General features: G+C 56.3%; 24 protein-coding genes. 11 read left to right on the top strand and 13 right to left on the bottom strand.

Features of this window, described 5'->3' with window-relative positions; genetic code table 11:
• Positions 1–2 precede the first annotated feature (2 nt).
• Both cyoE and PU624_RS18170 read left to right on the top strand, forming a co-directional pair.
• Positions 3–890: a heme o synthase gene (gene cyoE / locus PU624_RS18165; protein WP_283546089.1), complete on the top strand. Its 888-nt coding sequence runs from the start codon at positions 3–5 to the stop codon at positions 888–890.
• A 132-nt stretch (positions 891–1,022) separates the two neighbouring features.
• The gene (locus tag PU624_RS18170; RefSeq protein WP_283546090.1) at positions 1,023–2,387 is read left to right on the top strand and encodes an MFS transporter; all 1,365 of its coding nucleotides are present in this window, start codon (positions 1,023–1,025) and stop codon (positions 2,385–2,387) included.
• A gap of 604 nt (positions 2,388–2,991) precedes the next feature.
• Here the strand turns inward: PU624_RS18170 and PU624_RS18175 are convergent.
• A complete protein-coding gene (locus PU624_RS18175) occupies positions 2,992–3,483 on the bottom strand; it encodes a YajQ family cyclic di-GMP-binding protein (RefSeq protein ID WP_003852530.1) in 492 nt (163 codons plus the stop codon).
• A 133-nt stretch (positions 3,484–3,616) separates the two neighbouring features.
• Between PU624_RS18175 and panE the strand changes: the two genes are divergently transcribed.
• Together panE and yajL are read left to right on the top strand one after the other, a co-directional pair.
• On the top strand, positions 3,617–4,537 hold the full coding sequence (panE, locus tag PU624_RS18180; RefSeq protein ID WP_283546091.1) for a 2-dehydropantoate 2-reductase: 921 nt from the start codon (positions 3,617–3,619) through the stop codon (positions 4,535–4,537).
• Complete coding sequence (gene yajL / locus PU624_RS18185; protein ID WP_283546092.1) at positions 4,491–5,087, top strand: protein deglycase YajL; 597 nt, start codon at positions 4,491–4,493, stop codon at positions 5,085–5,087. Before panE ends, yajL begins: the two co-directional genes overlap by 47 nt.
• 65 nt (positions 5,088–5,152) lie before the next feature.
• Here the strand turns inward: yajL and thiI are convergent, their stop codons facing one another.
• Positions 5,153–6,601 carry a tRNA uracil 4-sulfurtransferase ThiI gene (gene thiI / locus PU624_RS18190; protein ID WP_283546093.1) on the bottom strand — a complete coding sequence of 483 codons (1,449 nt, stop codon included), beginning with the start codon at positions 6,599–6,601 and terminating at the stop codon, positions 5,153–5,155.
• 232 nt (positions 6,602–6,833) lie between these two features.
• Between thiI and xseB the strand changes: the two genes are divergently transcribed.
• The 4 genes from xseB to PU624_RS18210 all read left to right on the top strand — a co-directional run bounded on the left by xseB (position 6,834) and on the right by PU624_RS18210 (position 10,916).
• Positions 6,834–7,076, top strand: a complete 243-nt coding sequence (xseB, locus tag PU624_RS18195) for an exodeoxyribonuclease VII small subunit (RefSeq protein WP_013356982.1) — start codon at positions 6,834–6,836, stop codon at positions 7,074–7,076.
• Positions 7,076–7,975: a (2E,6E)-farnesyl diphosphate synthase gene (ispA, locus tag PU624_RS18200; protein WP_283546094.1), complete on the top strand. Its 900-nt coding sequence runs from the start codon at positions 7,076–7,078 to the stop codon at positions 7,973–7,975. The genes xseB and ispA overlap by 1 nt, the downstream gene beginning before the upstream one ends.
• Positions 7,976–7,994: 19 nt before the next feature.
• Complete coding sequence (gene dxs / locus PU624_RS18205) at positions 7,995–9,860, top strand: 1-deoxy-D-xylulose-5-phosphate synthase (protein ID WP_090963267.1); 1,866 nt, start codon at positions 7,995–7,997, stop codon at positions 9,858–9,860.
• Positions 9,861–9,941: 81 nt separating this feature from the next.
• Complete coding sequence (locus PU624_RS18210; protein WP_283546095.1) at positions 9,942–10,916, top strand: aldo/keto reductase; 975 nt, start codon at positions 9,942–9,944, stop codon at positions 10,914–10,916.
• Positions 10,917–10,974: 58 nt separating this feature from the next.
• Here the strand turns inward: PU624_RS18210 and pgpA are convergent, their stop codons facing one another.
• From pgpA to nrdR, 6 genes are all read right to left on the bottom strand, one after another.
• Positions 10,975–11,433: a phosphatidylglycerophosphatase A gene (pgpA, locus tag PU624_RS18215; protein ID WP_283548025.1), complete on the bottom strand. Its 459-nt coding sequence runs from the start codon at positions 11,431–11,433 to the stop codon at positions 10,975–10,977.
• Between the two features lie 28 nt (positions 11,434–11,461).
• The gene (gene thiL, locus PU624_RS18220; RefSeq protein ID WP_283546096.1) at positions 11,462–12,436 is read right to left on the bottom strand and encodes a thiamine-phosphate kinase; all 975 of its coding nucleotides are present in this window, start codon (positions 12,434–12,436) and stop codon (positions 11,462–11,464) included.
• Between the two features lie 55 nt (positions 12,437–12,491).
• On the bottom strand, positions 12,492–12,911 hold the full coding sequence (gene nusB / locus PU624_RS18225; RefSeq protein ID WP_010255372.1) for a transcription antitermination factor NusB: 420 nt from the start codon (positions 12,909–12,911) through the stop codon (positions 12,492–12,494).
• 19 nt (positions 12,912–12,930) lie between these two features.
• Positions 12,931–13,401, bottom strand: a complete 471-nt coding sequence (ribH, locus tag PU624_RS18230; protein WP_136196561.1) for a 6,7-dimethyl-8-ribityllumazine synthase — start codon at positions 13,399–13,401, stop codon at positions 12,931–12,933.
• A gap of 90 nt (positions 13,402–13,491) precedes the next feature.
• The gene (gene ribD / locus PU624_RS18235; RefSeq protein ID WP_283546097.1) at positions 13,492–14,592 is read right to left on the bottom strand and encodes a bifunctional diaminohydroxyphosphoribosylaminopyrimidine deaminase/5-amino-6-(5-phosphoribosylamino)uracil reductase RibD; all 1,101 of its coding nucleotides are present in this window, start codon (positions 14,590–14,592) and stop codon (positions 13,492–13,494) included.
• A 3-nt stretch (positions 14,593–14,595) separates the two neighbouring features.
• A complete protein-coding gene (gene nrdR, locus PU624_RS18240) occupies positions 14,596–15,045 on the bottom strand; it encodes a transcriptional regulator NrdR (protein WP_009091750.1) in 450 nt (149 codons plus the stop codon).
• Between the two features lie 186 nt (positions 15,046–15,231).
• On the opposite strand from nrdR, the gene lysM reads away from it, so the two are divergent.
• Positions 15,232–15,669 (top strand): peptidoglycan-binding protein LysM, encoded by a 438-nt coding sequence (gene lysM / locus PU624_RS18245; RefSeq protein ID WP_283546098.1) that lies wholly within the window; start codon positions 15,232–15,234, stop codon positions 15,667–15,669.
• Positions 15,670–15,685: 16 nt separating this feature from the next.
• A complete protein-coding gene (locus tag PU624_RS18250; RefSeq protein ID WP_283546099.1) occupies positions 15,686–16,264 on the top strand; it encodes a SadB/YajI family lipoprotein in 579 nt (192 codons plus the stop codon).
• 60 nt (positions 16,265–16,324) lie between these two features.
• On the opposite strand, the gene secF is transcribed toward PU624_RS18250, so the two are convergent.
• The 5 genes from secF to queA all read right to left on the bottom strand — a co-directional run bounded on the left by secF (position 16,325) and on the right by queA (position 21,806).
• Entirely contained in the window at positions 16,325–17,293 is a 969-nt protein-coding gene (gene secF, locus PU624_RS18255; protein ID WP_283546100.1) for a protein translocase subunit SecF, read from the bottom strand.
• A gap of 10 nt (positions 17,294–17,303) precedes the next feature.
• Positions 17,304–19,151: a protein translocase subunit SecD gene (gene secD / locus PU624_RS18260; protein WP_283546101.1), complete on the bottom strand. Its 1,848-nt coding sequence runs from the start codon at positions 19,149–19,151 to the stop codon at positions 17,304–17,306.
• Between the two features lie 25 nt (positions 19,152–19,176).
• Positions 19,177–19,509, bottom strand: coding sequence for a preprotein translocase subunit YajC (gene yajC, locus PU624_RS18265; RefSeq protein WP_009091760.1), 333 nt, complete (start codon positions 19,507–19,509; stop codon positions 19,177–19,179).
• Positions 19,509–20,657, bottom strand: a complete 1,149-nt coding sequence (tgt, locus tag PU624_RS18270) for a tRNA guanosine(34) transglycosylase Tgt (RefSeq protein WP_013356969.1) — start codon at positions 20,655–20,657, stop codon at positions 19,509–19,511. The genes yajC and tgt overlap by 1 nt, the downstream gene beginning before the upstream one ends.
• 78 nt (positions 20,658–20,735) lie before the next feature.
• On the bottom strand, positions 20,736–21,806 hold the full coding sequence (gene queA, locus PU624_RS18275; protein ID WP_283546102.1) for a tRNA preQ1(34) S-adenosylmethionine ribosyltransferase-isomerase QueA: 1,071 nt from the start codon (positions 21,804–21,806) through the stop codon (positions 20,736–20,738).
• A gap of 103 nt (positions 21,807–21,909) precedes the next feature.
• Between queA and PU624_RS18280 the strand changes: the two genes are divergently transcribed.
• Positions 21,910–22,491 (top strand): ACP phosphodiesterase, encoded by a 582-nt coding sequence (locus PU624_RS18280; protein WP_283546103.1) that lies wholly within the window; start codon positions 21,910–21,912, stop codon positions 22,489–22,491.
• The last annotated feature ends 192 nt before the right edge of the window (positions 22,492–22,683 follow it).

The raw sequence follows: 22,683 nt of genomic DNA on the forward strand, positions 1-22,683 counted from the left end.
TAATGTTTAAGCAATACCTGCAAGTTACAAAACCAGGAATTATTTTCGGGAATTTAATTTCTGTGATCGGCGGATTCCTGTTGGCTTCCAAAGGCAACACGGATTACGCCCTGTTTCTCTACACCCTGGTGGGCGTGTCACTGGTGGTTGCGTCGGGTTGTGTTTTCAACAACGTGATCGACCGCGACATTGACATCAAGATGGAGAGAACCAGGAATCGGGTGCTGGTAAAAGGCCTCATCTCCGCGAAAGTAAGCCTGGTTTATGCCACTGTGCTGGGTATTGCTGGCTTTGCGTTGCTCTACTTCGGTGCTAATCCGCTGGCCATGTGGCTGGCGGTGATGGGCTTCGTGGTGTACGTGGGCATCTACAGTCTCTATATGAAGCGTAATTCCGTTTACGGCACGCTGATTGGAAGTCTGTCGGGTGCTGCGCCGCCGGTTATCGGCTACTGCGCAGTCTCCAACCAGTTTGATGCTGGCGCGTTAATCCTGCTGGCGATCTTTAGCCTGTGGCAGATGCCGCATTCGTACGCGATTGCTATCTTCCGCTTTAAAGATTATCAGGCAGCGAACATCCCGGTTCTGCCAGTGGTGAAAGGCATTTCCGTGGCGAAGAATCATATTACGCTCTATATCCTGGCGTTTATGATTGCCACGCTGATGCTGACGCTGGGAGGCTACGCGGGCTACAAATATCTGGTGGTGGCCGCTGCGGTCAGCGTCTGGTGGCTGGGCATGGCGTTATCGGGTTATAAAACCGCAGATGACCGTGTCTGGGCACGTAAAGTGTTCGTCTTCTCTATCGTGACCATCACCGCGCTGAGCGTGATGATGTCGGTAGATTCGCTGGCTCCGGCCTCGAAGGACCTGCTGACTTACGTCTGGTAACCGGCACCGATACAGCATGAAAAGGGCGCGATTATCGCGCCCTTTCTTTTTGTTACCACTGCTTAAAAACTATTGTTTTACCCGCCCTGCCCCGCCACCTAGAATAAATGCAGCACATTAACAGAGGTTGGAATGAACGATAATAAAATGACTCCGGTGGAGCTGCGCGCCACATGGGGCCTCGGTACGGTCTTTTCCCTGCGCATGCTGGGAATGTTTATGGTCCTGCCGGTACTGACCACTTATGGCATGGCATTACAGGGCGCGAGTGAAACCTTAATCGGCCTGGCAATTGGCATTTATGGCCTTGCCCAGGCAATATTTCAGATTCCTTTTGGTCTGCTCTCCGATCGCATCGGCCGTAAGCCGTTGATCGTTGGCGGACTGTTGCTGTTTGTTCTGGGTAGCGTTATCGCTGCCTGCACCGACTCCATCTGGGGCATTATTCTGGGCCGTGCGCTGCAGGGTTCAGGGGCGATAGCCGCTGCCGTAATGGCCCTGTTATCCGATTTAACCCGTGAGCAGAACCGCACTAAAGCGATGGCGTTTATCGGCATCAGTTTCGGCGTGACTTTCGCGATTGCGATGGTGGTCGGCCCGATTGTGACTCACGCTCTGGGCCTGCATGCGCTGTTCTGGATGATTGCGATTCTGGCGTCGCTGGGCATCGTGATTACCCTGCTGGTGGTGCCGTCTGCGTCCCATCATGTACTGAACCGTGAATCGGGCATGGTAAAAGGCAGCTTCCGCAAAGTGATGGCTAACCCGCGTCTGGTGAAGCTCAACATCGGTATTTTCTGTCTGCATGTTCTCCTGATGTCGAGCTTTGTCGCCTTGCCAGGACAGTTTGAACAGGCCGGATTCCCGGCGCCGGAGCACTGGAAAGTCTATCTCTCCACCATGCTGATCGCCTTTGCTGGCGTGGTGCCGTTCATCATTTATGCCGAAGTGAAGCGCCGAATGAAGCGCGTGTTTGTCGGCTGCGTCGGGATGATTGTGATTGCGGAGATCGTGCTGTGGGGTGCAGAAGGTCATTTCTGGACGCTGGTAGTCGGTGTTCAGCTCTTCTTCTTCGCCTTCAATCTGATGGAAGCCATTCTGCCTTCGCTGATCAGTAAAGAGTCGCCTGCTGGCTACAAAGGGACGGCGATGGGGATCTACTCCACCAGCCAGTTCCTGGGCGTGGCCGTTGGTGGCAGCATGGGTGGCTGGGTGTTTGGTCATTTCGATGCGCAGACCGTGTTCCTGGTTGGCGCGATGGTGGCTGCGGCCTGGCTGTTTGTCAGCATGACCATGCAGGAGCCGCCTTATGTCAGCAGCCTGCGCATCGTGCTGAGTGATGCTGCCCTTGCTGTGCCAAATCTGGAGCAGCGACTGAAAGCGCAGCCGGGGGTAAACTCCGTGTTTATCGTGCCGGAAGAGAAAAGCGCGTATATCAAAATTGATAGCAAGGTCACCAGCCGACCTGAGCTGGAAGCGCTGCTGGGGAGTTGCTAATAAAAGGCCAGTTTGCCGTGCTCGCGGTGAGATCGAGCTGGCTCAGGATACCATCTTGATCAGTTAGGCAATGTTAGCCCGTTTCGCTGTTAGATCGAGCCGGCTCAGGGAACACGGTCAGATCGGAAAGTCGCAAAACCCGCCATCCATGGCACGCTCGGCCCGCGCCGTCCTGGCGCGGGACGCTTTCCTCTTCTGCCCGTGTTCCCTGCGCCCCTAAGCTTTTGAGTTGCTGCCAGGTTCACCCGCATTTAAGTTTCTGATCATATCACCCCGCACAATCCTTCTTACAGACCACTAACCAGCCTAAAGCGATGGGAGCCTGTGCCTGTAGCAAAGCATAGCGGGCCAGGGACAAAAACGCCGGGAGCGTTTTTGAACAACGCAACGCGTTGGCCCGGCAACGGGCGCACCTCAGGGATGAGGTGCGTAATCGCTCGCGCTGAGCCGCCATGGATGGCGCTTTTGCGTCTTTGCGAAAGGCACAGGCTCCCTGAGCCAAAACGCCATCATCCAGACGACTTCAAGCACAACAACAAAAAACCCGGCCTAAGCCGGGTCTCCTGTCATTGCATTCAGACTGAGAAAACTCAACCTGCCCCCCTTAATCGCGGAAGTTCTTAAACTGGAACGGCTGCCCCAGATTGCTGCCGCGCACGATCGCCATCGCGCCCTGCAAATCATCACGCGCTTTGCCGGTCACACGCAACGCTTCACCCTGAATCTGGGTCTGCACTTTCAGCTTGCTGTCTTTGATCAGCTTCACCAGCTTCTTCGCCACATCGCTTTCAATGCCTTTCTTCAGTTTGGCATCGACCGCCCAGCTTTTGCCGCTGTGCTCAATCTCTTCCGGCACCTCTAAGGCTCCGCCTTCGATCCCGCGCTTCAGCAACTTCTCACGCAAAATATCGACCAGCTGCTTAACCTGAAAATCAGACTCGCTGGTGATCTTGATGGTTTCATTCTTTTCGTTGAGCTCAAACTCGGCGCTCACGTTGCGGAAATCGAAGCGGGTAGACACTTCACGGTTGGCATTCTCCACCGCATTGCGAATTTCCTGCAGATCGACCTCTGAAACGATATCGAAAGATGGCATCTCTTCTTCTCCTGACGCTAAAGTGACATGCATAATACGCGTCTTAAGGTGCTAAATAAAATCAGGCTGCACACGACGCTATAATAAGTGTGACAGTAAATAACAGATGGATAGCCCGCCAGCGGGAGGCAGCATGAAAATTACCGTGTTAGGTTGCGGTGCTCTGGGTCAGGTCTGGCTGACAGCGCTGGCCCGCCAGGGACATGAGGTGCAGGGATGGTTGCGCGTACCGCAGCCCTACTGTTCAGCCAATGTGGTTGATCCTCAGGGCAACATATCGAACCGCACCTTTATCGCCAACGATCCGCTGTTCCTGGCGGAAAGCCAGTTGCTGCTGGTCACGCTCAAAGCCCCGCAGGTCTCGCCTGCGGTGAAAAACCTGGAAAGCGTGCTGTCGGAAAACTGCCCGGTGCTGCTGCTGCACAACGGCATGGGGACGCTGGAGGAGCTGAAAGGGCTGACTCAGCCGCTGCTGCGCGGCGTTACAACCCATGCGGCGATGCGCGATGGCACCGTCATCAAACACATTGCCAGTGGCATCACCCACATCGGCCCCGGTAATCGCAAAAGCGCGGCTTACAGCGATCTCGCCGACATCCTGCACCATGCCCTGCCCGATGTGGCCTGGCATGACAACATCCGCGCGGCCTGCTGGCGCAAACTGGCCGTTAACTGCGTCATCAACCCGCTCAGCGTGGAGTATGAGTGCCAGAACGGCGCACTGCGCGCGTATCCGGAGCAGATCGCGCAACTGTGCGAAGAGATCAGCTGGGTCATGGAGCGCGAAGGCCAGAACGTTGCCAGCGACAGCCTGCAGGACATCATCTTCGACGTGATCGAAAGCACTGCGGCCAACACCTCTTCGATGCTGCAGGACATTCGCGCCCAGCGGCTCACCGAAATTGACTATATCAGCGGCTTTCTGCTGCGCCGCGCCCGGACGCACGGCATGGTGCTGACGGAGAACACCCGTCTGTATGACATTGTAAAACGCAAGGAGTCCCATTATGACCGCGAACGCATCGGTGCTGGTTTGCCTGGCACATGGCAGTGAAGAAACCGAAGCTGTCACCACCATCGACCTGCTGGTTCGGGCCGGGCTAAAGGTTGTCACCGCCAGCGTCGAAAGCGATGGCAGCCGGGAGATCGTCTGCTCACGCGGTGTTCGCCTGCTGGCTGACGTCACGCTGGTTGAAGTCGCCGACAATGACTTCGCCGCCATCGTTCTGCCCGGTGGCCTGAAAGGGGCTGAAACCTTCCGTGACAGTCCGCTGCTCGTCGAAACGGTGCGTCAGTTTCACCTCAATGAGAAAATTGTCGCCGCGATATGCGCCGCAGCAGGCACCGTATTGATCCCCCACGATCTCTTCCCGGTCGGTAACATGACCGGCTTTCCCGGCTTAAAAGAGACTATTCCGGCAGGTCAGTGGATGGAGCGCCGGGTGGTGTGGGATCCGCGTGTCAATCTGCTGACCAGCCAGGGGCCTGGCACAGCAATAGACTTTGCGCTGAAGCTGATTGATCTGCTGGTGGGAAAAGAGATGGCGCGCGAGGTGGCCGCACAGCTGGTGCTGGCGCCCGGCATTTATGACTATCAGGATTAAAAAAAAGGCTTAAAAAGAGGCAGCCAGTCAGCCCTGAACAGGTGCTGACTGGCTCTGAGACGTGACTACGGGCGGTAAACCTTAACGTTCTTAAAGCCCTGCTCATGTAGATAGAGCGCCTGCAGACGGCTCATCACACCGCGATCGCAGTAGAGCAGCCAGGTGCGGTTCTGATCGAGATCGCCAAACTGTGTGCTGAGTTTGTAGAACGGCAGCGATTTCACTTCCGTAGCGTTCAGCGTCAGAGGCTTTTCTTCCTGCTCATCGATAGAGCGGATATCCAGCACCACGTCGTTCTCGCTCAGCAGGGCGACGGTCTCAACTTCCACCACCTCCTCTTCTGTCTGCTCAGCGATGGTACGGATATCGACGTTAGTCGCTTCTTCGATGACCCGATCCAGAATCGTGAAGTCGAAATTCTGCTCTTCCGCCTCGATCTTCTCTTTCACCGCCTTCACGGTCGGGCTTTTAGAGATCACGCCGCAATATTCCGGCATGGTGCTGGCGAAATCTTCGGTGCCGATTTCACGGGCAATCCGGATGATGTGCTCTTTGTCATGCGAGATTAGCGGACGCAGAATCAGCGTATCGGACGCGTTATCGATCAGACGCAGGTTGGTCAGCGTCTGGCTCGACACCTGACCTACCGCTTCACCGGTGACCAGCGCCTGCACGCCGTAGCGCTCAGCAATCGTCGAGGCCGCGCGCACCATCATGCGCTTCAGCACCACGCCCATCTGGCCGTCATCCACTTTTTCGAGGATCTCCCCCACTACCGGCTCAAAATTGATCGCCACGAAGCGCACCCGGTGCGAACGACCAAAACGATTCCACAGATAGTGCGCAACCTGACGGACGCCAATCTCGTGCGCGGCACCGCCCAGGTTAAAGAAGCAGTAGTGCACGCGGCTGCCGCGACGCAGCAGCATATAGCTGGAGACACCGGAGTCGAAACCACCGGAAATCAGCGACAGCACATCTTCCTGCGTGCCAATCGGGAAACCGCCGAGGCCTTCGTAGCGCGCAGTCACCAGCGTCAGGCGATTCTCTTCAACTTCAAGATTCACCGTCACGTCCGGATGTTTAAGCTGCACGCGGGCGCTTTCGATATGCTGATTCAGACCGCCGCCCACATAGCGCTCCACATCCTGCGAGCTGAAGCTATGCTTGCCACGACGCTTAACACGCACGCAGAAGCTCTTCCCTTCCAGACTGTCACGATACTGCGCTAACGTCTGTTCAAAGATGTGATGAATATCGGTGTACTCACGATCTTCAACCGCTAAAACGTGATGGATACCGGGAATGCGCGCGAGCTCATCGGGAATAATCTCTCCCAGCGCTGCATTTTTTGACCGCACTTCAATGTGATCCCAGTGACGCACAACGGCGATTTCGTCGCTAACGGTTTTCAGGACGTTGCGGATATTGCTGGCAAGAATCTTGATAAAGCGCAAACGCACCGACGGACTCTTGATGGTGATTTCAGGAAATAACTTGATGATAAACTTCATGGCGACACAGCTTCGTTGGGCAAATAAGTGCTAAAACAGGCGGCACTTAGCTGGTAAAATCACAAAATTGCGGGCTGCATGGCGCAACCGCATCCGAGGCGCGGGAGTATATCACCTTTGTCAGGTGACTGCTTCTTCATCAGCCGCCGCATTGATTATTTTGCTAATCATAGGGTCTCAGCTACCATGACCGATTGCGAGATAATGTCCCAACCGTGAGTCGACACGAAATATGCCGAAAAAAGCCGAACAGCCAGCCAGCTTTGAAACGTCATTGCAGCAGCTGGAGCAGATTGTCAGCCGTCTGGAAAGTGGTGAACTGCCGCTGGAAGAAGCCCTGAACGAATTTGAGCGCGGCGTGCAGCTGGCGCGGAATGGCCAGCAGACGCTGCAGCAGGCTGAACAGCGGGTCCGTATTCTGCTGAACGATGATAAAGATGCCGACCTCACTGCTTTCACGCCGGAAAACGACTAATGGATTTCGCCCGATTACTCGACGTTTATCAGCAGCAGGTGAACGCCGCGCTGACGCGTTTTATAGAGCCACTTCCTTTTCAGAGTTCTCCTCTGGTGAATGCCATGCATTATGGGGCATTATTAGGCGGTAAACGCCTGCGTCCTTTTCTGGTCTACGCTACCGGTGAAATGCTCCACGCCGACCCGGCGAGTCTGGATGCGCCCGCCGCCGCGGTTGAATGCATTCATGCGTACTCTCTGATTCACGACGATCTCCCTGCGATGGACGATGATGCTTTGCGTCGCGGGCAGCCAACCTGTCACATTAAATATGGCGAAGACACGGCGATTCTGGCGGGCGACGCCCTGCAGACGCTGGCCTTCTCTATTCTGGCCGATGAAGCGATGCCGGGTGTCAGCGCCGAATATCGTCTGCTGATGCTCTCCGAACTGGCTAAAGCCAGCGGCGTAGCCGGAATGTGTGGCGGACAGGCGCTGGATTTAGCGGCAGAAGGTAAATCGGTCGATCTCGACCAGCTGGAACAGATCCATCGCCATAAAACCGGCGCGCTGATCCGCTCAGCGGTACGGTTAGGGGCGTTAACGGCAGGCGATGCGGGCCGTGAAGCGCTGCCACTGCTCGACCGCTACGCAGAGGCTATCGGCCTCGCGTTTCAGGTGCAGGACGACATTCTGGATGTGGTGGGGGATACGGCGGTGATCGGAAAACGCCAGGGTGCCGATCAGGATCTGGGGAAAAGCACCTATCCTTCACTGTTAGGCCTTGAAAATGCCCGTGCAAAAGCGCGGGATTTGTATCAGGAAGCTCTTGATGCTTTAGAATTGCTCGCTGCGCACTCTTATAACACTACAGCACTGCAGGCGCTGGCGAGCTTCATAATTGAACGCGACAAATAACTTCCATAATGAGTCTCTGATGAGTTTTGATATTGCTAAATACCCGACACTGGCGCTGGCAAACACGGTTCAGGAGCTGCGCGCCCTGCCAAAAGAGAAGTTGCCTGCGCTGTGTGATGAACTGCGTCAGTATCTGTTAGACAGTGTAAGCCGCTCCAGCGGCCATTTTGCGTCGGGTCTGGGCGTAGTCGAACTGACGGTTGCACTGCATTATGTCTATAACACCCCCTTCGACCATCTGGTCTGGGATGTGGGCCATCAGGCTTATCCGCATAAAATTCTGACCGGTCGCCGCGATCGCATCGGCACCATTCGTCAGAAAAATGGCGTTCACCCGTTTCCGTGGCGCGGCGAAAGTGAATATGACGTCTTAAGCGTCGGTCACTCATCGACCTCCATCAGTGCCGGTCTCGGCATGGCAGCAGCAGCAGAACGTGAAGGCCAGGGCCGTCGCACCGCCTGTATCATTGGCGATGGCGCGATTACCGCAGGCATGGCGTTTGAAGCGATGAACCATGCGGGTGATATCAAGCCGGACATGCTGGTCATCCTCAACGACAACGAGATGTCGATCTCCGAAAACGTCGGCGCACTGAACAACCGTCTGGCGCAGATCCTGTCGGGTAAAACTTACGCGCGACTGCGTGAAGGCAGTAAGCGTGTGCTGACCAGCCTGCCGCCGATTAAAGAGCTGGTAAGACGCACCGAAGAGCATCTGAAAGGCATGGTTGTGCCGGGCACGCTGTTTGAAGAGCTGGGTTTTAACTATATCGGTCCGGTCGATGGTCACGATGTACTGACGCTGGTGAATACGCTGAGCAACATGCGCAGCCTGAAAGGGCCGCAGTTCCTGCATATCATGACGAAGAAAGGCAAAGGCTACGCCCCGGCAGAGGAAGATCCGATTGCCTGGCACGCCGTACCCAAATTCGACCCGGCGATTGGCGAACTACCAAAAAGCGCGGAAGGTCTGCCGAGCTACTCTAAAATCTTCGGTAACTGGCTGTGCGAAATGGCCGCCGACGATCCGAAGCTGATGGCGATTACGCCGGCGATGCGTGAAGGCTCCGGCATGGTGGCCTTCTCCCGTGAATTCCCGAATCAGTATTTCGATGTCGCGATCGCCGAGCAGCACGCGGTGACCTTCGCGGCCGGTATGGCGATTGGCGGCTACAAACCGATTGTTGCCATTTACTCGACGTTCCTGCAGCGCGCCTACGATCAGCTGATTCATGACGTCGCTATCCAGAAACTGCCGGTCCTGTTTGCTATCGATCGCGGTGGTATTGTGGGTGCGGACGGTCAGACTCACCAAGGCGCGTTTGACCTCGCCTATCTGCGCTGCGTGCCGGATATGGTGATCATGACCCCGAGCGATGAGAATGAGTGTCGGCAGATGCTCTACACCGGCTATCACCACCAGGCTGGCCCAAGTGCCGTGCGCTATCCGCGTGGCACCGGTGTCGGTACCCCACTGGCGCCGCTGCAGAGTCTGCCGCTGGGTAAAGCGGTCGTGAAACGTCAGGGTGAAAAGCTGGCGATTCTGAACTTCGGTACACTGTTGCCGGAAGCGGCCGCCACGGCAGAAGCGCTGAATGCGACCCTGGTCGATATGCGCTTTGTGAAGCCGCTGGATGAGGCGCTGATCGCCGAACTTGCCGCCACGCACGACTCACTGATTACGCTGGAAGAAGGCGCAATCAAAGGCGGTGCGGGCAGTGGCGTCAATGAATTTATCATGGCAAAACGTCTGGCGGTGCCGGTGCTGAATATCGGCCTGCCCGATGAGTTCATCCCACAGGGTACGCAGGATGAAGTGCGTCATGACTATCTGCTGGACGCCGAAGGCATTCAGCAACAGATCGCCCGCTGGCTGGCGCAGTAACCTCCCCTCTCTGCGCTCCCCCCTGGGGAGCGCAACATCCTGCTATGCTGTAACCTTTGCACTTTCGCAGGAGCCTCCACCATGAAAACGATTCAACTGGGTACCACCGATCTGCAGGTGTCGCGCCTCTGTCTGGGTTGTATGACCTATGGCGAGCCAACGCGCGGTAACCACGCCTGGACGCTACCGGAAGAGAGCAGCCGTCCGCTGATCCAGCAGGCGCTGAACGCGGGCATCAACTTCTTTGATACCGCCAACAGCTACTCCGATGGCAGCAGTGAAGAGATCCTGGGCCGGGCGCTGAAAGATTTTGCCCGCCGCGAAGAGATTGTGGTCGCCACTAAAGTCTATTTCCCGCTGACCAATCTGTCTCAGGGTCTGTCGCGCAGGAATATCCTGCAGTCGATTGATGACAGCCTGCAGCGTCTCGGCATGGAGTATGTTGACCTGCTGCAGATTCACCGCTGGGACTACGACACGCCACTGGAAGAGACGCTGGAAGCGCTGCATGATGTCGTGCAGTCTGGCAAAGCCCGCTATATCGGTGCCTCATCGATGCACGCCAGCCAGTTTGCTCAGGCGTTACAGATGCAGTCGGAACAGGGGTGGCATCGCTTTGTCAGCATGCAGGATCAGTACAACCTGATTCAGCGCGAAGAAGAGCGTGAAATGCATCCGCTCTGCCTGAAAGAGCAGATCGCCGTGCTGCCCTGGAGTCCGCTGGCACGCGGTAAGCTGACCCGCCCGTGGGGTGAGAACACCGCGCGTTCCGCCTCTGATCAGGTGATGGCAAAGCTCTATGACAAGACCGAAGAGAATGATGCGGTCATTGCAGAGCGTCTGGCGCAGGTGGCAGAAAGTAAAGGTGTGACGCGGGCCCAGGTGGCGCTGGCCTGGCTGCTGAGTAAGCCTGCCGTTACGGCACCGATTATTGGCGCGTCGCGTGCTGAGCAATTTGAGGATCTGGTGAAAGCAGTGGATGTCACGCTGAGTGACGAAGAGATTGCCCTGCTGGAAGAGGTCTATCAGCCGCATCAGGCGGTCGGATTCGAGTAAGTACCAACGTGACGCCCTGCCCGGGCGTCACCTCTTATCAGGCATTCAGCCCCGACCGTTAAGCCGCCAGCCAGACCCCAATGCCATAGAGCATGGCTGCGGAAATCACACCAGCAATAATATCATCAACCATGATGCCCATGCCGCCATGCACATTGCGGTCAAACCAGCGAATCGGCCATGGCTTCCACATATCCAGAATACGGAACAGCACAAAGCCGCCCAACACCCATTGCCAGCTGTTAACCGGAATCGCCATCAGCGTAATCCACATGCCGATAAACTCATCCCAGACAATACTGCCGTGATCGTGTACGCCCATATCTTTGGCGGTGCGATGGCAGAGATAAACGCCGACGCAGATACCGACCAGCACGACCAGCGAATAGAGATCCTGTGGCAGAAAGGTCATCAGCCACCAGAATGGGATGGCCGCCAGCGACCCCATGGTGCCCGGTACGACCGGGCTTAATCCGCTGCCGAAACCGGTCGCCAGCAGATGCCACGGATTGCTCATCCGCAGGCGGCTTTTCGCCACGTCGTTATTAAGTATCAAAGTGATCAAACCCTTTATGGCGTAATGTGGCGGGCTTGCCGTTATCCAGCAGCGTCAGGCCTTCCGACTCCGGTGCCATCTGTCCGATGCAGGTATAAGGCACGCCCAGATGACCCAGCGCCACATCCAGCGCGCCACGATTCACTTCCGGCACGGTGAAGCAGAGTTCGTAGTCTTCGCCGCCACTCAGCGCCCAGCGCAATACCTGCTCAGGCTCGAAGTGGTCGCGCAGCGCTGCCGACAGCGGCAGCGCATCCAGATTCACCCGTGCGCCGCAGCCGCTGGCTTTCAGCACGTGGCCGAGGTCGGAAATCAGACCGTCGGAAATATCCACTGCCGAAGAGGCCAGCGAACGCAGTGCCTGACCCTGCAGAATGCGCGGCATCGGACGCAGATGACGTTTAATCAGCGCTTCATGCACCGCCGGATCGCTGATACGGCAGTGATGCTGCAGCAGCGCCAGACCCGCCGCGCTGTCACCCAGCGTGCCGGTCACGAAGATCCAGTCGCCCGGCTTCGCACCGGAACGCTTCAGGGCGCGGCCCTGCGGCACCAGACCGTGAATCGCCAGCGTCAGGCTCAGCGGGCCACGCGTGGTATCGCCGCCCACCAGCTGCATATCGTAATATTCCAGCAGTTCAAACAGGCTTTCACTGAAGGCAGAGAGCCAGCTCTCATCGACCTGCGGTAGCGTCAGAGCCAGCGTCAGCCACGCGGGATCGGCGCCCATAGCAGCAAGGTCGCTGAGATTCACAGCCAGGGCTTTGTAACCCAGATCGGCAGGATGGATATCCCGTAAGAAGTGCACACCCGCGACCAGGGTATCGGTGCTGATCGCCAGCGTCTGTTTTTCCGGCACGCTAAGTAACGCACAATCGTCACCGATGCCGAGTTCGACATCACGGCGGCTGCGTGTTCTGCGGTTGAAATAGCGTGCGATGAGTTCAAATTCACCACAAGACATAATTGCGTTCCGCTTAACCCTTCATGAAAAAAGGCCGGCAAGCCGGCCTTTTTGTTTATTTGCGATTGGGTCGAATTTGTGGACCGGCTTTATCCAGCACGCCGTTAACAAATTTATGACTGTCTTCGGCACCGAAGACTTTCGCCAGCTCAATCCCTTCGTTGATGGCCACTTTATAAGGCACATCATTACGTTTGCTCAGCTCATACAGCGAGATGCGCAGGATCGCTTTTTCTACCTGGCCCAGCTCTTCGAGCTGACGCGACAGATAGGGCTTCATCAGTCCATCCAGATACGCACTGTTGGTCGCCACACCGGACAGCAGTTCGCGGAAGTAGGTAATGTCGACGTCTTTGACGTCCTGTTCCGCCAGAAACTGGTATTCCACATCGGCAATGTCGTTATTCGACAACTGCCAGGAGTAAAGCGCCTGAACAGCGCACTCACGGGCGCGACGACGAGCAGCAGGTTTCACAAAATTCCCCTTACAAAAATCAGGCTTTAATGGCTTTCAATACGTTGATCATTTCGAGCGCAGTCAGAGCCGCTTCAGCACCTTTGTTACCCGCTTTGGTGCCGGCACGCTCAATGGCCTGCTCGATGCTTTCAGTGGTCAGCACGCCAAACGCGACGGGAATGTCGCTGTTCATGGCCACGCTGGCGATACCGGAGCTGGCTTCACCCGCCACATATTCGAAGTGGGCAGTGCCACCACGAATGACGGTGCCGAGTGCGATAATCGCATCATATTTGCCGGAGTTTGCCAGCGCACGGGCTGCCAGAGGCAGTTCGTAAGCACCAGGCACCCAGACTACGGTGATATTGTCATCTTTGACCTGGCCGATACGTTTCAGGGCATCAACTGCGCCATCCAGCAGGCTGTCATTAATGAAGTTGTTAAAACGCGCAATAACGATGGCAACATTGGCCTCAGGCGTTGCAACAGCAGCTTCGATAACTTTCATACTTATCCTTTCAGGGGTTTGGTTAGCCCCGCGCAGGGGGGCGGATTCTATCATACTCTTGGGCGGCGTGCTCTCGCTTTTCCGACCGTGTTATTGTGGTGTCAGGGTCAGGCGTAAATCGTCACCGACCTGCCGGACATCGCTGAAACGGAACGCAGGCGCGTCGGCCAGCTGGCTGAGTCCCGGCAGCTGACACAGGCCGCGTCCTTCATGACCTAACAGCTTAGGTGCCAGATAAACAATCAGTTCATCGACCAGTCCGGCCTGCAACAGCGCACCGGCCAGCGTGGCACCCGCTTCAACCCAGACACTGTTAATCTGTTGCCTTCCCAGCAGCATCATCATCGCGACCAGATCCAGCTGCTGTCCGCGCAGCGGCACGGCGATTTGCGTCACATCGGCGGGCCAGCTCTGCTGATCCGGCTGATGACGCATCAGCCAGGTTTCACCCGGCTGCGAAATGAGGCGATGCTGCGGCGTGACGCGATTCTGGCTGTCGATAATCACGCGCACTGGCTGACGCAACTGCTGCTCATCGAGCAGAGACCGCGTCTCTGCATTGAGTTCAGACCAGCGCACCGTCAGGGAGGGATCGTCCGCCAGCACCGTCGCGCTGCTGCTGAGGATGGCGGCGCTTTGCGCACGCAGACGCTGCACATCACGGCGGGCAGCTGGCGAGGTTATCCACTGGCTTTCGCCGCTGGCCATGGCCGTCCGACCATCCAGTGACGCGCCCAGCTTGAGCTGAATCCAGGGAAAGCCGGTCCGCATCCGCTTCAGGAAGCCGCGATTAAGCGCTTCGGCTTCGGGCATCATCAGCCCGTGGCTGACTTCAATGCCCGCCTGTTGCAGACGGTGCAGTCCACGCCCCGCGACCTGCGGATTAGGGTCCTGCATGGCGGCCACAACACGGGTAACGCCCGCGGCGATCAGCGCATCACAACAGGGCGGCGTGCGGCCATGATGGCTGCAGGGTTCCAGCGTGACATAAGCCGTTGCGCCACGCGCTTTCTCACCCGCCATGCGCAGCGCGTGGACTTCTGCATGCGGTTCACCGGCGCGCTGATGCCAGCCCTCACCGACTATTTCGCCATCGCGCACAATCACGCAGCCGACATTGGGGTTCGGCATCGTCGTAAAACGGCCGCGTCGCGCCAGTTCCAGCGCGCGTGCCATATAACGTTCATCCATACTTTAATCCTGTAACCGGGCGATCTCTTCGCCAAAATCACGAATATCTTCAAAGCTGCGGTAAACCGAGGCGAAGCGAATATAGGCGACTTTATCGAGCTTCTTCAGCTCATCCATCACCAGATTGCCAATCAGCTTACTGGGGATCTCGCGTTCGCCGGTGGCGCGCAGCTGGGTTTTAATATGGTTGACGGCGCTTTCAACCGCATCGGCGCTGACAGGACGCTTCTCCAGCGCTTTCATCATCCCGCTGGCCATTTTGTCTTCATTGAAGGGTTCGCGCACGTCATTGCTTTTCACCACGCGTGGCATCACCAGTTCCGCCACCTCAAAGGTGGTGAAGCGTTCATGACACATCAGACACTGGCGGCGGCGGCGCACCGAGGAGCCTTCACTAACCAGACGAGAATCAATCACTTTGGTGTCCACAGCGGAGCAGAATGGGCAATGCATGACGTTTCCTGACGCGAGAGTGATGGGCCTGACAGTGTAGCGCGAACTGCGAATCAACAAAATCTCTTCCGTGCCTTTCACCGGCTTCTCATCGCAGGATAAACACGGCTAAATTTCGTCTGCGGCAAAAGGGACTACGCTTTAAGGGCTACAATTAAAATTTTCCACTAACACATTGGAGGTTGTATGGGTCTGTTTAACTTTGTGAAAGAAGCCGGCGAAAAACTCTGGGATGCCGTGAATGGCGGAGATGACCAGAATAAAAAGCTGCAGGATCACATCAACAAGCTCGGCTTGCCTGACAGTGACAAGGTTGACGTGAAGGTCAATGGCGATACGGTGACCGTGACCGGCGACGGCCTCTCTCAGGAGCTGAAAGAGAAGATTCTGATCGCGGCAGGTAACGTGGCAGGCATCACGAAAGTCGAAGACAACGTCACCGTGACAGACAGCGCGGCCGAGTCCGAGCTTTATACCGTGAAAAAAGGCGACACCCTGAGCGCAATTTCCAAACAGGTTTACGGCAACGCTAACGAATATAACAAGATTTTCGAAGCGAATAAGCCAATGCTCTCGCATCCTGATAAGATCTATCCTGGCCAGGTTTTACGTATTCCAAAATAACGGACAAGGATAACTTATGAGCAGGATGGTTTGGATTCCGGCGGCGCTCTCTTTGATCACGCTGAGCGGCTGCAGCAGCACGGCCAGCACCCCGCAGGTCAGAGAGTTGCATCAGGAAGTGAGTCAGCTTAATCAGCAGATGCAGCACCTGACCACGCAGGCCAGCGCGCTGGAGATCCAGGGGCAGCTCAACAGCCAGCTGCAGCAGGGTGCCTGGCTGGTGCCGCAGGCGAATACGCCGGTAGCACTGCAGACTCAGCTCGGCACGCTGCGACTGACGCTGTCGCCGGTTACCGCTGAAGCCAGCGGCTCACGGGCAACCCTGACTGTGCGTTCAATGGACGATCGGCCTTTGCCCGCCCTGCATGCAACGGTGATCTGGGGTGAACTCGACCCGGCGACCGGTAAACCGCTGAGCAGCGACAGTCTGAGTCAGACCGTGGCGGTGCCTGCTTCGCTGCTCCCGCAGCACTTGGCAAGCATCCCGTTGCGCCTCAGCGGCCTGACACCGGAGCAACTGGGTTATGTCCGCGTGCATAACGTGACCGGTGACGCACCGGCCCGGACCTCCCCTGCTGCACCCGCTAATCCTTAGCAGGTGTGCAAAAAAAAACGGGCAGCCAGAAGGCTGCCCGTTTTTATGTCTGACGCGCGATTAAGGCAGGATAGAAGGCTGATCGGCCCCCTCTTTCTCCACTTTCTGCACCATCATATGTTCACGCTTCATGCCCAGCTTCAGCGCCAGCGCCGAAGAGACATAAATTGATGAAATCGTACCAATCGTCACACCAATCAGCATGGTCAGTGAGAAGCCTTTCAGCAGCGCACCACCAAACACGAACAGGATGAGGATCATCGCCAGCGTCGTTAGCGAGGTAATCAGCGTACGGCTTAACGTCTGAGTCAGTGACACGTTCGTAATATCGTAAGAGCTGCCGCGACGGATCTTGCGGAAGTTTTCACGAATACGGTCAGAGACCACGATTTTATCGTTAAGCGAGTAGCCAATCACCGACATCAGCGAGGCAACAATCGTCAGGTCGATTTCAATGCGGAACAGCGCCAGCAGGCCGCAAGTGATGATCACGTCATGCGCCAGCGCCAGCACGGTGCCCAATGCCAGACGCCACTCAAAGCGAAAACCGATATAGATCAGAATCGCAATCAGTGCAGACAACAGCGCCATCGCACCCGCCTGCGCCAGGTCGCTACCCACACTCGGGCCAACGAACTCAATGCGCTTAACGGTCGCGTTTTGCTGTGTGGTCTGGTTGATCACCGACACCACTTTATTGCCTAACTCCGTACCCGCCGGGCCGGTAACCGGTGCCATACGCACCATGACGTCACGGCTGCTGCCAAAGTTCTGCACCAGCGGCTCGTCAAAGCCCGCTTTCACCAGTTCACTGCGCAGCGTGTCGAGGTCGGCCGGTTTTTCCAGCGCGATCTCAATCACCGTACCACCGGTGAAATCGAGGCCCCAGTTAAAACCACGCACACCCACGATCGCAATCGCAGCGAGAATCAGCAGTCCTGAAATGATGAAGGCCAGCTTATCCCAGCGCATAAAGTCGACGACTTTACGCCCGTGGTTTAACTGCTCAATGTTATATTCCTGTGCCACAACGCACTCCTCAGATAGACAGCTTGTTGATGCGTTTGCCACCGTAAACCAGGTTAACAATGGCACGGGTACCGACAATCGCGGTGAACATTGAGGTCGCGATACCAATTGCAGTGGTAATAGCAAAGCCTTTGATCGAACCGGTGCCGACCGCATAAAGAATGATAACTTTGATCAGGGTGGTCACGTTCGCATCGACAATACTGGAGAAGGCGCCTTTATAGCCTTCATGAATTGCCTGCTGGACCGAGCGCCCGTTACGCAGCTCTTCTTTAATACGTTCGTTAATCAGTACGTTGGCATCCACTGCCACCGCCAGCGTTAACACGATACCGGCAATACCCGGCATGGTCAGGGTCGCGCCAGGCAGCAGGGACATGATGCCGACAATCAGCACCAGGTTGACCAGCAGCGCACTCGTCGCAATCAGACCAAACTTCTTATAGAACACCACCATAAACAGGATCGAGGCGAGCAGACCCCAAAGGCAGGCTTCCAGACCCTGAGTAATGTTTTGCTGACCCATGGTCGGCCCGATAGTACGCTCTTCCACAATCTGGATTGGCGCAATCAACGCACCGGCACGCAGCAGCAGCGACAGCTGACGCGCTTCGTTCGGGTTGTTGATACCGGTGATGCGGAAGCTGTTCCCCAGGCGAGACTGGATGTTAGCGACGTTAATCACCTCTTCCTGTTTCACCAGAATTGAACGGCCATTGGCATCTTTTTTACCGCTGTCCTTATACTCCACAAACAGGGTCGCCATCGGCTTACCGATGTTGTCCTTGGTGAAATTGGACATGATGTTACCGCCTGCGCCATCCAGTGAAATGTTCACCTGTGGCTGGTTGTACTCATCCATGCTGGAGGTTGAGTCGGTGATATGGTCACCGGTCAGGATCACCCGCTTGTAGAGCACGACCGGCTGGCCATCACGCATGTCTTTGACTTCAGAGTCACCCGGAACACGGCCACTGGCCGCAGCCGCAGGATCCACACTGGTGTTCACCAGACGGAATTCCAGCGTCGCGGTTGCGCCCAGAATCTCTTTGGCGCGCGCCGTATCCTGAATACCCGGCAGCTCAACCACGATGCGATCGGAACCCTGACGCTGAACCAGCGGTTCAGCCACGCCAAGCTGGTTTACACGGTTACGCAGAATCGTAATGTTCTGCTGAACCGCATATTCACGCGCTTCGCTGAGACGGGCATCGCTCATGGTGGCACGCAGGGCATCGCTGCCGCTGCTGTTGATCACCAGATCCTGATGACGCGAGGACAGCCAGGAGATCGCCGCATCACGACTGGCAGCGTCACGGAAACGAATTTCCACGCCGTAGTTCGCGATTTTGTTGACGGTGGTGTAAGGGATATTTTTGGTGCGCAGATCGCTACGCAGCGTGTCAGCATTCTGCTCCTGCAGCTTGCTGAGCGCGGTGTCCATGTCCACTTCCATCAGGAAGTGCACACCACCACGCAGATCGAGACCGAGTTTCATCGGCTCTGCTGACAGCATACTCAGCCAGCGCGGCGTGGCTGGCGCAAGGTTCAGCGCGACAACGTAGTTTTCACCCAGCGCTTTCATGATCGCTTCACGGGCGCGTAACTGCACATCCGTATTATTGAAGCGCGCGGTAATCGCACCGTTTTCCAGCGCAACCGATTTGCTCTGGATATTGTCTTGTTTTAATGCGGACTGAATTTGATCCAACGTCTGCTCACTGGCGGCGCTTCCGCGCGCACCAGTGACTTGAACGGCCGGATCCTCACCATACAGGTTGGGAAGCGCATAGAGCAGGCCGACGAGAATAACGACGACCAGCATCACGTACTTCCACAAAGGATAACGATTTAACACGGCAGTTCCCTTAGGGAAGAAAGAATTACAGCGCCTTGATAGTGCCTTTAGGCAGCACGGCGGCGACGAAATCACGTTTAATGACGACTTCATTGGTGTCATTCAGCGCGATAGCTACGTAGCCCGTGTCAGAGACTTTCGTTACGCGGCCTACCAGGCCACCGCTGGTCAGCACTTCATCACCCTTAGAGATGGAATCCATCAGCTTCTTGTGCTCTTTCGCACGTTTCTGCTGCGGACGCAGGATCATGAAATAGAAAATCAGACCAAACACCACCAGCATGATCACCAGAGAATACGGACTTCCCTGAGACGGTGCGCCAGCTGCAGCCACGGCGTCAGAAATGAATAAGCTCATTAAATTTCCCTCATTGATGAATTATCAGACGTTAATGGCGGAACTTCTTTGCCCGTCCGTTGGTAAAACTCAGTTACAAAGCGCTCTAATTTACCCTCTTCGATAGCCTGGCGTAAACCTGCCATCAGACGCTGGTAGTAGCGCAAATTGTGGATAGTGTTCAGACGCGCGCCCAGTATTTCGTTACAACGGTCGAGATGATACAAGTAGGCGCGGCTATAATTGCGACAGGTGTAACAATCACACTCCGCATCCAGAGGCGCAGTGTCATCTTTGTATCGGGCATTACGGATTTTCACCACACCCTCGGTCACAAACAGATGACCATTTCGGGCATTACGGGTTGGCATCACGCAGTCAAACATATCGACGCCGCGACGGACGCCTTCCACCAGATCTTCTGGCTTACCGACACCCATCAGATAACGCGGTTTATCCTGCGGAAGCTGCGGACAGACGTGCTCAAGAATACGGTGCATGTCCTGCTTAGGCTCACCCACCGCCAGGCCGCCCACAGCGTACCCATCAAAGCCAATCTCTACCAGACCTTTCACCGAGACATCTCGTAAATCTTCGTAAACCGAGCCCTGAATAATGCCAAACAACGCATTTTTATTCCCGAGGCTGTCGAAACGGTCACGACTGCGTTGCGCCCAGCGCAGCGACATTTCCATAGAGCGTTTGGCGTAGTCCCAGTCCGCCGGATACGGCGTACATTCATCGAAAATCATCACGATGTCGGAGCCGAGGTCGTACTGAATCTCCATCGACTTTTCCGGATCGAGGAAGATCGGGTCGCCATTGATCGGGTTACGGAAGTGAACGCCCGCTTCGGTGATTTTGCGGATGTCGCCCAGGCTGAAGACCTGGAAGCCGCCGGAGTCGGTCAGGATCGGGCCTTTCCACTGCATAAAGTCATGCAGATCGCCATGCAGTTTCATGATCTCCTGGCCCGGACGCAGCCAGAGGTGGAAGGTATTACCCAGAATGATCTGCGCGCCAGTCTCCTGCACTTCTTCCGGCGTCATGCCTTTCACGGTGCCATAGGTGCCGACAGGCATAAACGCAGGGGTTTCCACCACACCGCGATCAAAAATCAGACGGCCACGGCGTGCGCGCCCGTCTGTGGTATCAAGTTCAAATTTCACAAAGCCTCCATCGGAGAAACAGTCCGATGCAGATAACCTTCGTCGCGTAACAGGCGATTCCGGCTATCGGTTAATAAATCAGTCGCCCACTTTTTCCAGCGGCGCCTGCGGATTTTTGCTGATAAACATCGCGTCACCATAACTGAAGAAACGATATTGCTCAGCCACGGCTGCGTGATACGCCGCCATGGTGTGCTGATAACCGGCAAAGGCCGAGACCAGCATAATCAGAGTCGATTCGGGCAGGTGGAAGTTGGTGATCAGCGCATCGATCACCTGATACTCATAGCCCGGATAGATAAAAATCTGGGTATCGTCGAAGAACGGCGCAATCAGGGCATCCTGACTCGCTTTGGCGGCGCTCTCCAGCGAACGCACGGAGGTGGTGCCGACGGCGACCACTTTATTGCCACGCGCTTTACAGGCCAGCACCGCGTCGACCACTTCCTGCGGCACTTCGGCATATTCCGCGTGCATGTGATGCTCTTCGATGTTCTCGACGCGCACCGGCTGGAAGGTACCTGCACCGACATGCAGCGTCACGAAGGCCATCTCAATGCCCTTCTCTTTCAGCGCCTGCAGCAGCGGTTCATCGAAATGCAGACCGGCGGTCGGGGCCGCGACGGCTCCCGGACGGGCGCTGTAAACGGTCTGATAAAGCTCGCGATCCGCCTCTTCATCAGGACGATCGATATAGGGCGGCAGTGGCATATGGCCGACGCTGTTGAGGATGTCGAGCACCGCGCGCTCATCATCAAAGACAATCTCAAACAGCGCATCGTGGCGTGCCACCATGGTCGCTTTCACGCTCTCATCTTCGCCCAGCAGCAGTTCTGCACCCGGCTTCGGCGCTTTCGAGGCACGCACGTGCGCCAGTACGCGTTTGTCGTCGAGCATCCGCTCTACCAGCATCTCGATTTTGCCGCCGCTCGCTTTACGGCCAAAGACGCGCGCCGGAATCACACGGGTGTTGTTGAACACCAGCAGATCGCCTGGATTCAGCTTATCCAGCACGTCGGTGAAAACACCGTGCGACAAGGCACCGCTGGAGCCATCGAGCGACAGCAGGCGACAGCCACTGCGCTGCGCCTGGGGATAGTGAGCAATCAGGGATTCGGGCAGTTCAAAAGCAAAATCGGCGACACGCATTGAAATGTTCTTTCTCAGGCAAAAACAGGCGGCACAGTTTAGCGGAAAAACGACCAATTCTGAACAACTGGCTGCGCAAAGGCAGTTCTGCCTATAATGCGGCATGAACTTTCTTGCACATCTCCATCTGGCTAAGCTGGCCGACAGCTCCCTGCTCGGCAATTTAATGGCCGACTTCGTGCGTGGAAACCCGCACCAGCACTGGTCTGCGCCTGTCGCGGACGGCATTCTGATGCATCGTCGTCTGGATGTGATGACCGATGCCCTGCCGGAAGTACGCAGCGCCCGACAGCTGTTCCGTGCGGAGACTTATCGCGTCGCCCCCATTACGCTGGACGTCATCTGGGACCATTTTCTGGCCCGTCACTGGCAGCGCTTCACGCCGGACCAGACGCTGGTCGCCTTTTCTGCCGCCGCCGAGCACGAAATCATGCCGCAACTGGCAGACACGCCCGTGGAGTTTCAGGAACTCAACGCGGTAATGTGGCGCGAGCGCTGGTTTGAGCATTATGCCCAGCCCGCACGGCTGGAGCGGGTGCTGCACGGCATGGCCAGCCGCCGTCCCCGCCTCGCGGCACTGCGCGACTCTTACCACGATTTCACCGAACACTATGATCAGCTGGAAGCGCTGTTTTTTGTTTTTTATCCGCGTTTAATGGCGCTGGCCTCCAGCAGAACCCTGTAAAACCCGATCCTCTGCTGCCGGGCTGGCGGTTGCCAGCTCTGGCCTGCATAAAAAGCCCCTCTCCCGCCTCTGCGCCATCTTGCCATTGCTGCTTATCTGCGGCTTAATGAAGCCTTTCTTAACAATAGTTAAGAAAACATCACAGCCAGACCGCCTGTTCAGGCGCACCTTCCGTTCGTTATGCCAAAAAAA

The sequence above is a fragment of the Pantoea sp. Lij88 genome, from assembly GCF_030062155.1.
Lineage (GTDB): Bacteria > Pseudomonadota > Gammaproteobacteria > Enterobacterales > Enterobacteriaceae > Pantoea.

Bases quoted from the DNA above. Each gene is read 5' to 3' on its own strand.
- ribD (WP_283546097.1), bottom strand. From the start codon at position 14,592: ATGGATGAACGTTATATGGCACGCGCGCTGGAACTGGCGCGACGCGGC.
- nrdR (WP_009091750.1), bottom strand. From the start codon at position 15,045: ATGCATTGCCCATTCTGCTCCGCTGTGGACACCAAAGTGATTGATTCT.
- PU624_RS18175 (WP_003852530.1), bottom strand. From the start codon at position 3,483: ATGCCATCTTTCGATATCGTTTCAGAGGTCGATCTGCAGGAAATTCGC.
- PU624_RS18210 (WP_283546095.1), top strand. From the start codon at position 9,942: ATGAAAACGATTCAACTGGGTACCACCGATCTGCAGGTGTCGCGCCTC.
- PU624_RS18170 (WP_283546090.1), top strand. From the start codon at position 1,023: ATGAACGATAATAAAATGACTCCGGTGGAGCTGCGCGCCACATGGGGC.
- thiL (WP_283546096.1), bottom strand. From the start codon at position 12,436: ATGTCTTGTGGTGAATTTGAACTCATCGCACGCTATTTCAACCGCAGA.
- yajL (WP_283546092.1), top strand. From the start codon at position 4,491: ATGACCGCGAACGCATCGGTGCTGGTTTGCCTGGCACATGGCAGTGAA.
- queA (WP_283546102.1), bottom strand. From the start codon at position 21,806: ATGCGTGTCGCCGATTTTGCTTTTGAACTGCCCGAATCCCTGATTGCT.
- ispA (WP_283546094.1), top strand. From the start codon at position 7,076: ATGGATTTCGCCCGATTACTCGACGTTTATCAGCAGCAGGTGAACGCC.
- cyoE (WP_283546089.1), top strand. From the start codon at position 3: ATGTTTAAGCAATACCTGCAAGTTACAAAACCAGGAATTATTTTCGGG.
- panE (WP_283546091.1), top strand. From the start codon at position 3,617: ATGAAAATTACCGTGTTAGGTTGCGGTGCTCTGGGTCAGGTCTGGCTG.
- PU624_RS18250 (WP_283546099.1), top strand. From the start codon at position 15,686: ATGAGCAGGATGGTTTGGATTCCGGCGGCGCTCTCTTTGATCACGCTG.
- dxs (WP_090963267.1), top strand. From the start codon at position 7,995: ATGAGTTTTGATATTGCTAAATACCCGACACTGGCGCTGGCAAACACG.
- thiI (WP_283546093.1), bottom strand. From the start codon at position 6,601: ATGAAGTTTATCATCAAGTTATTTCCTGAAATCACCATCAAGAGTCCG.
- pgpA (WP_283548025.1), bottom strand. From the start codon at position 11,433: ATGAGCAATCCGTGGCATCTGCTGGCGACCGGTTTCGGCAGCGGATTA.
- xseB (WP_013356982.1), top strand. From the start codon at position 6,834: ATGCCGAAAAAAGCCGAACAGCCAGCCAGCTTTGAAACGTCATTGCAG.
- lysM (WP_283546098.1), top strand. From the start codon at position 15,232: ATGGGTCTGTTTAACTTTGTGAAAGAAGCCGGCGAAAAACTCTGGGAT.
- ribH (WP_136196561.1), bottom strand. From the start codon at position 13,401: ATGAAAGTTATCGAAGCTGCTGTTGCAACGCCTGAGGCCAATGTTGCC.
- yajC (WP_009091760.1), bottom strand. From the start codon at position 19,509: ATGAGCTTATTCATTTCTGACGCCGTGGCTGCAGCTGGCGCACCGTCT.
- PU624_RS18280 (WP_283546103.1), top strand. From the start codon at position 21,910: ATGAACTTTCTTGCACATCTCCATCTGGCTAAGCTGGCCGACAGCTCC.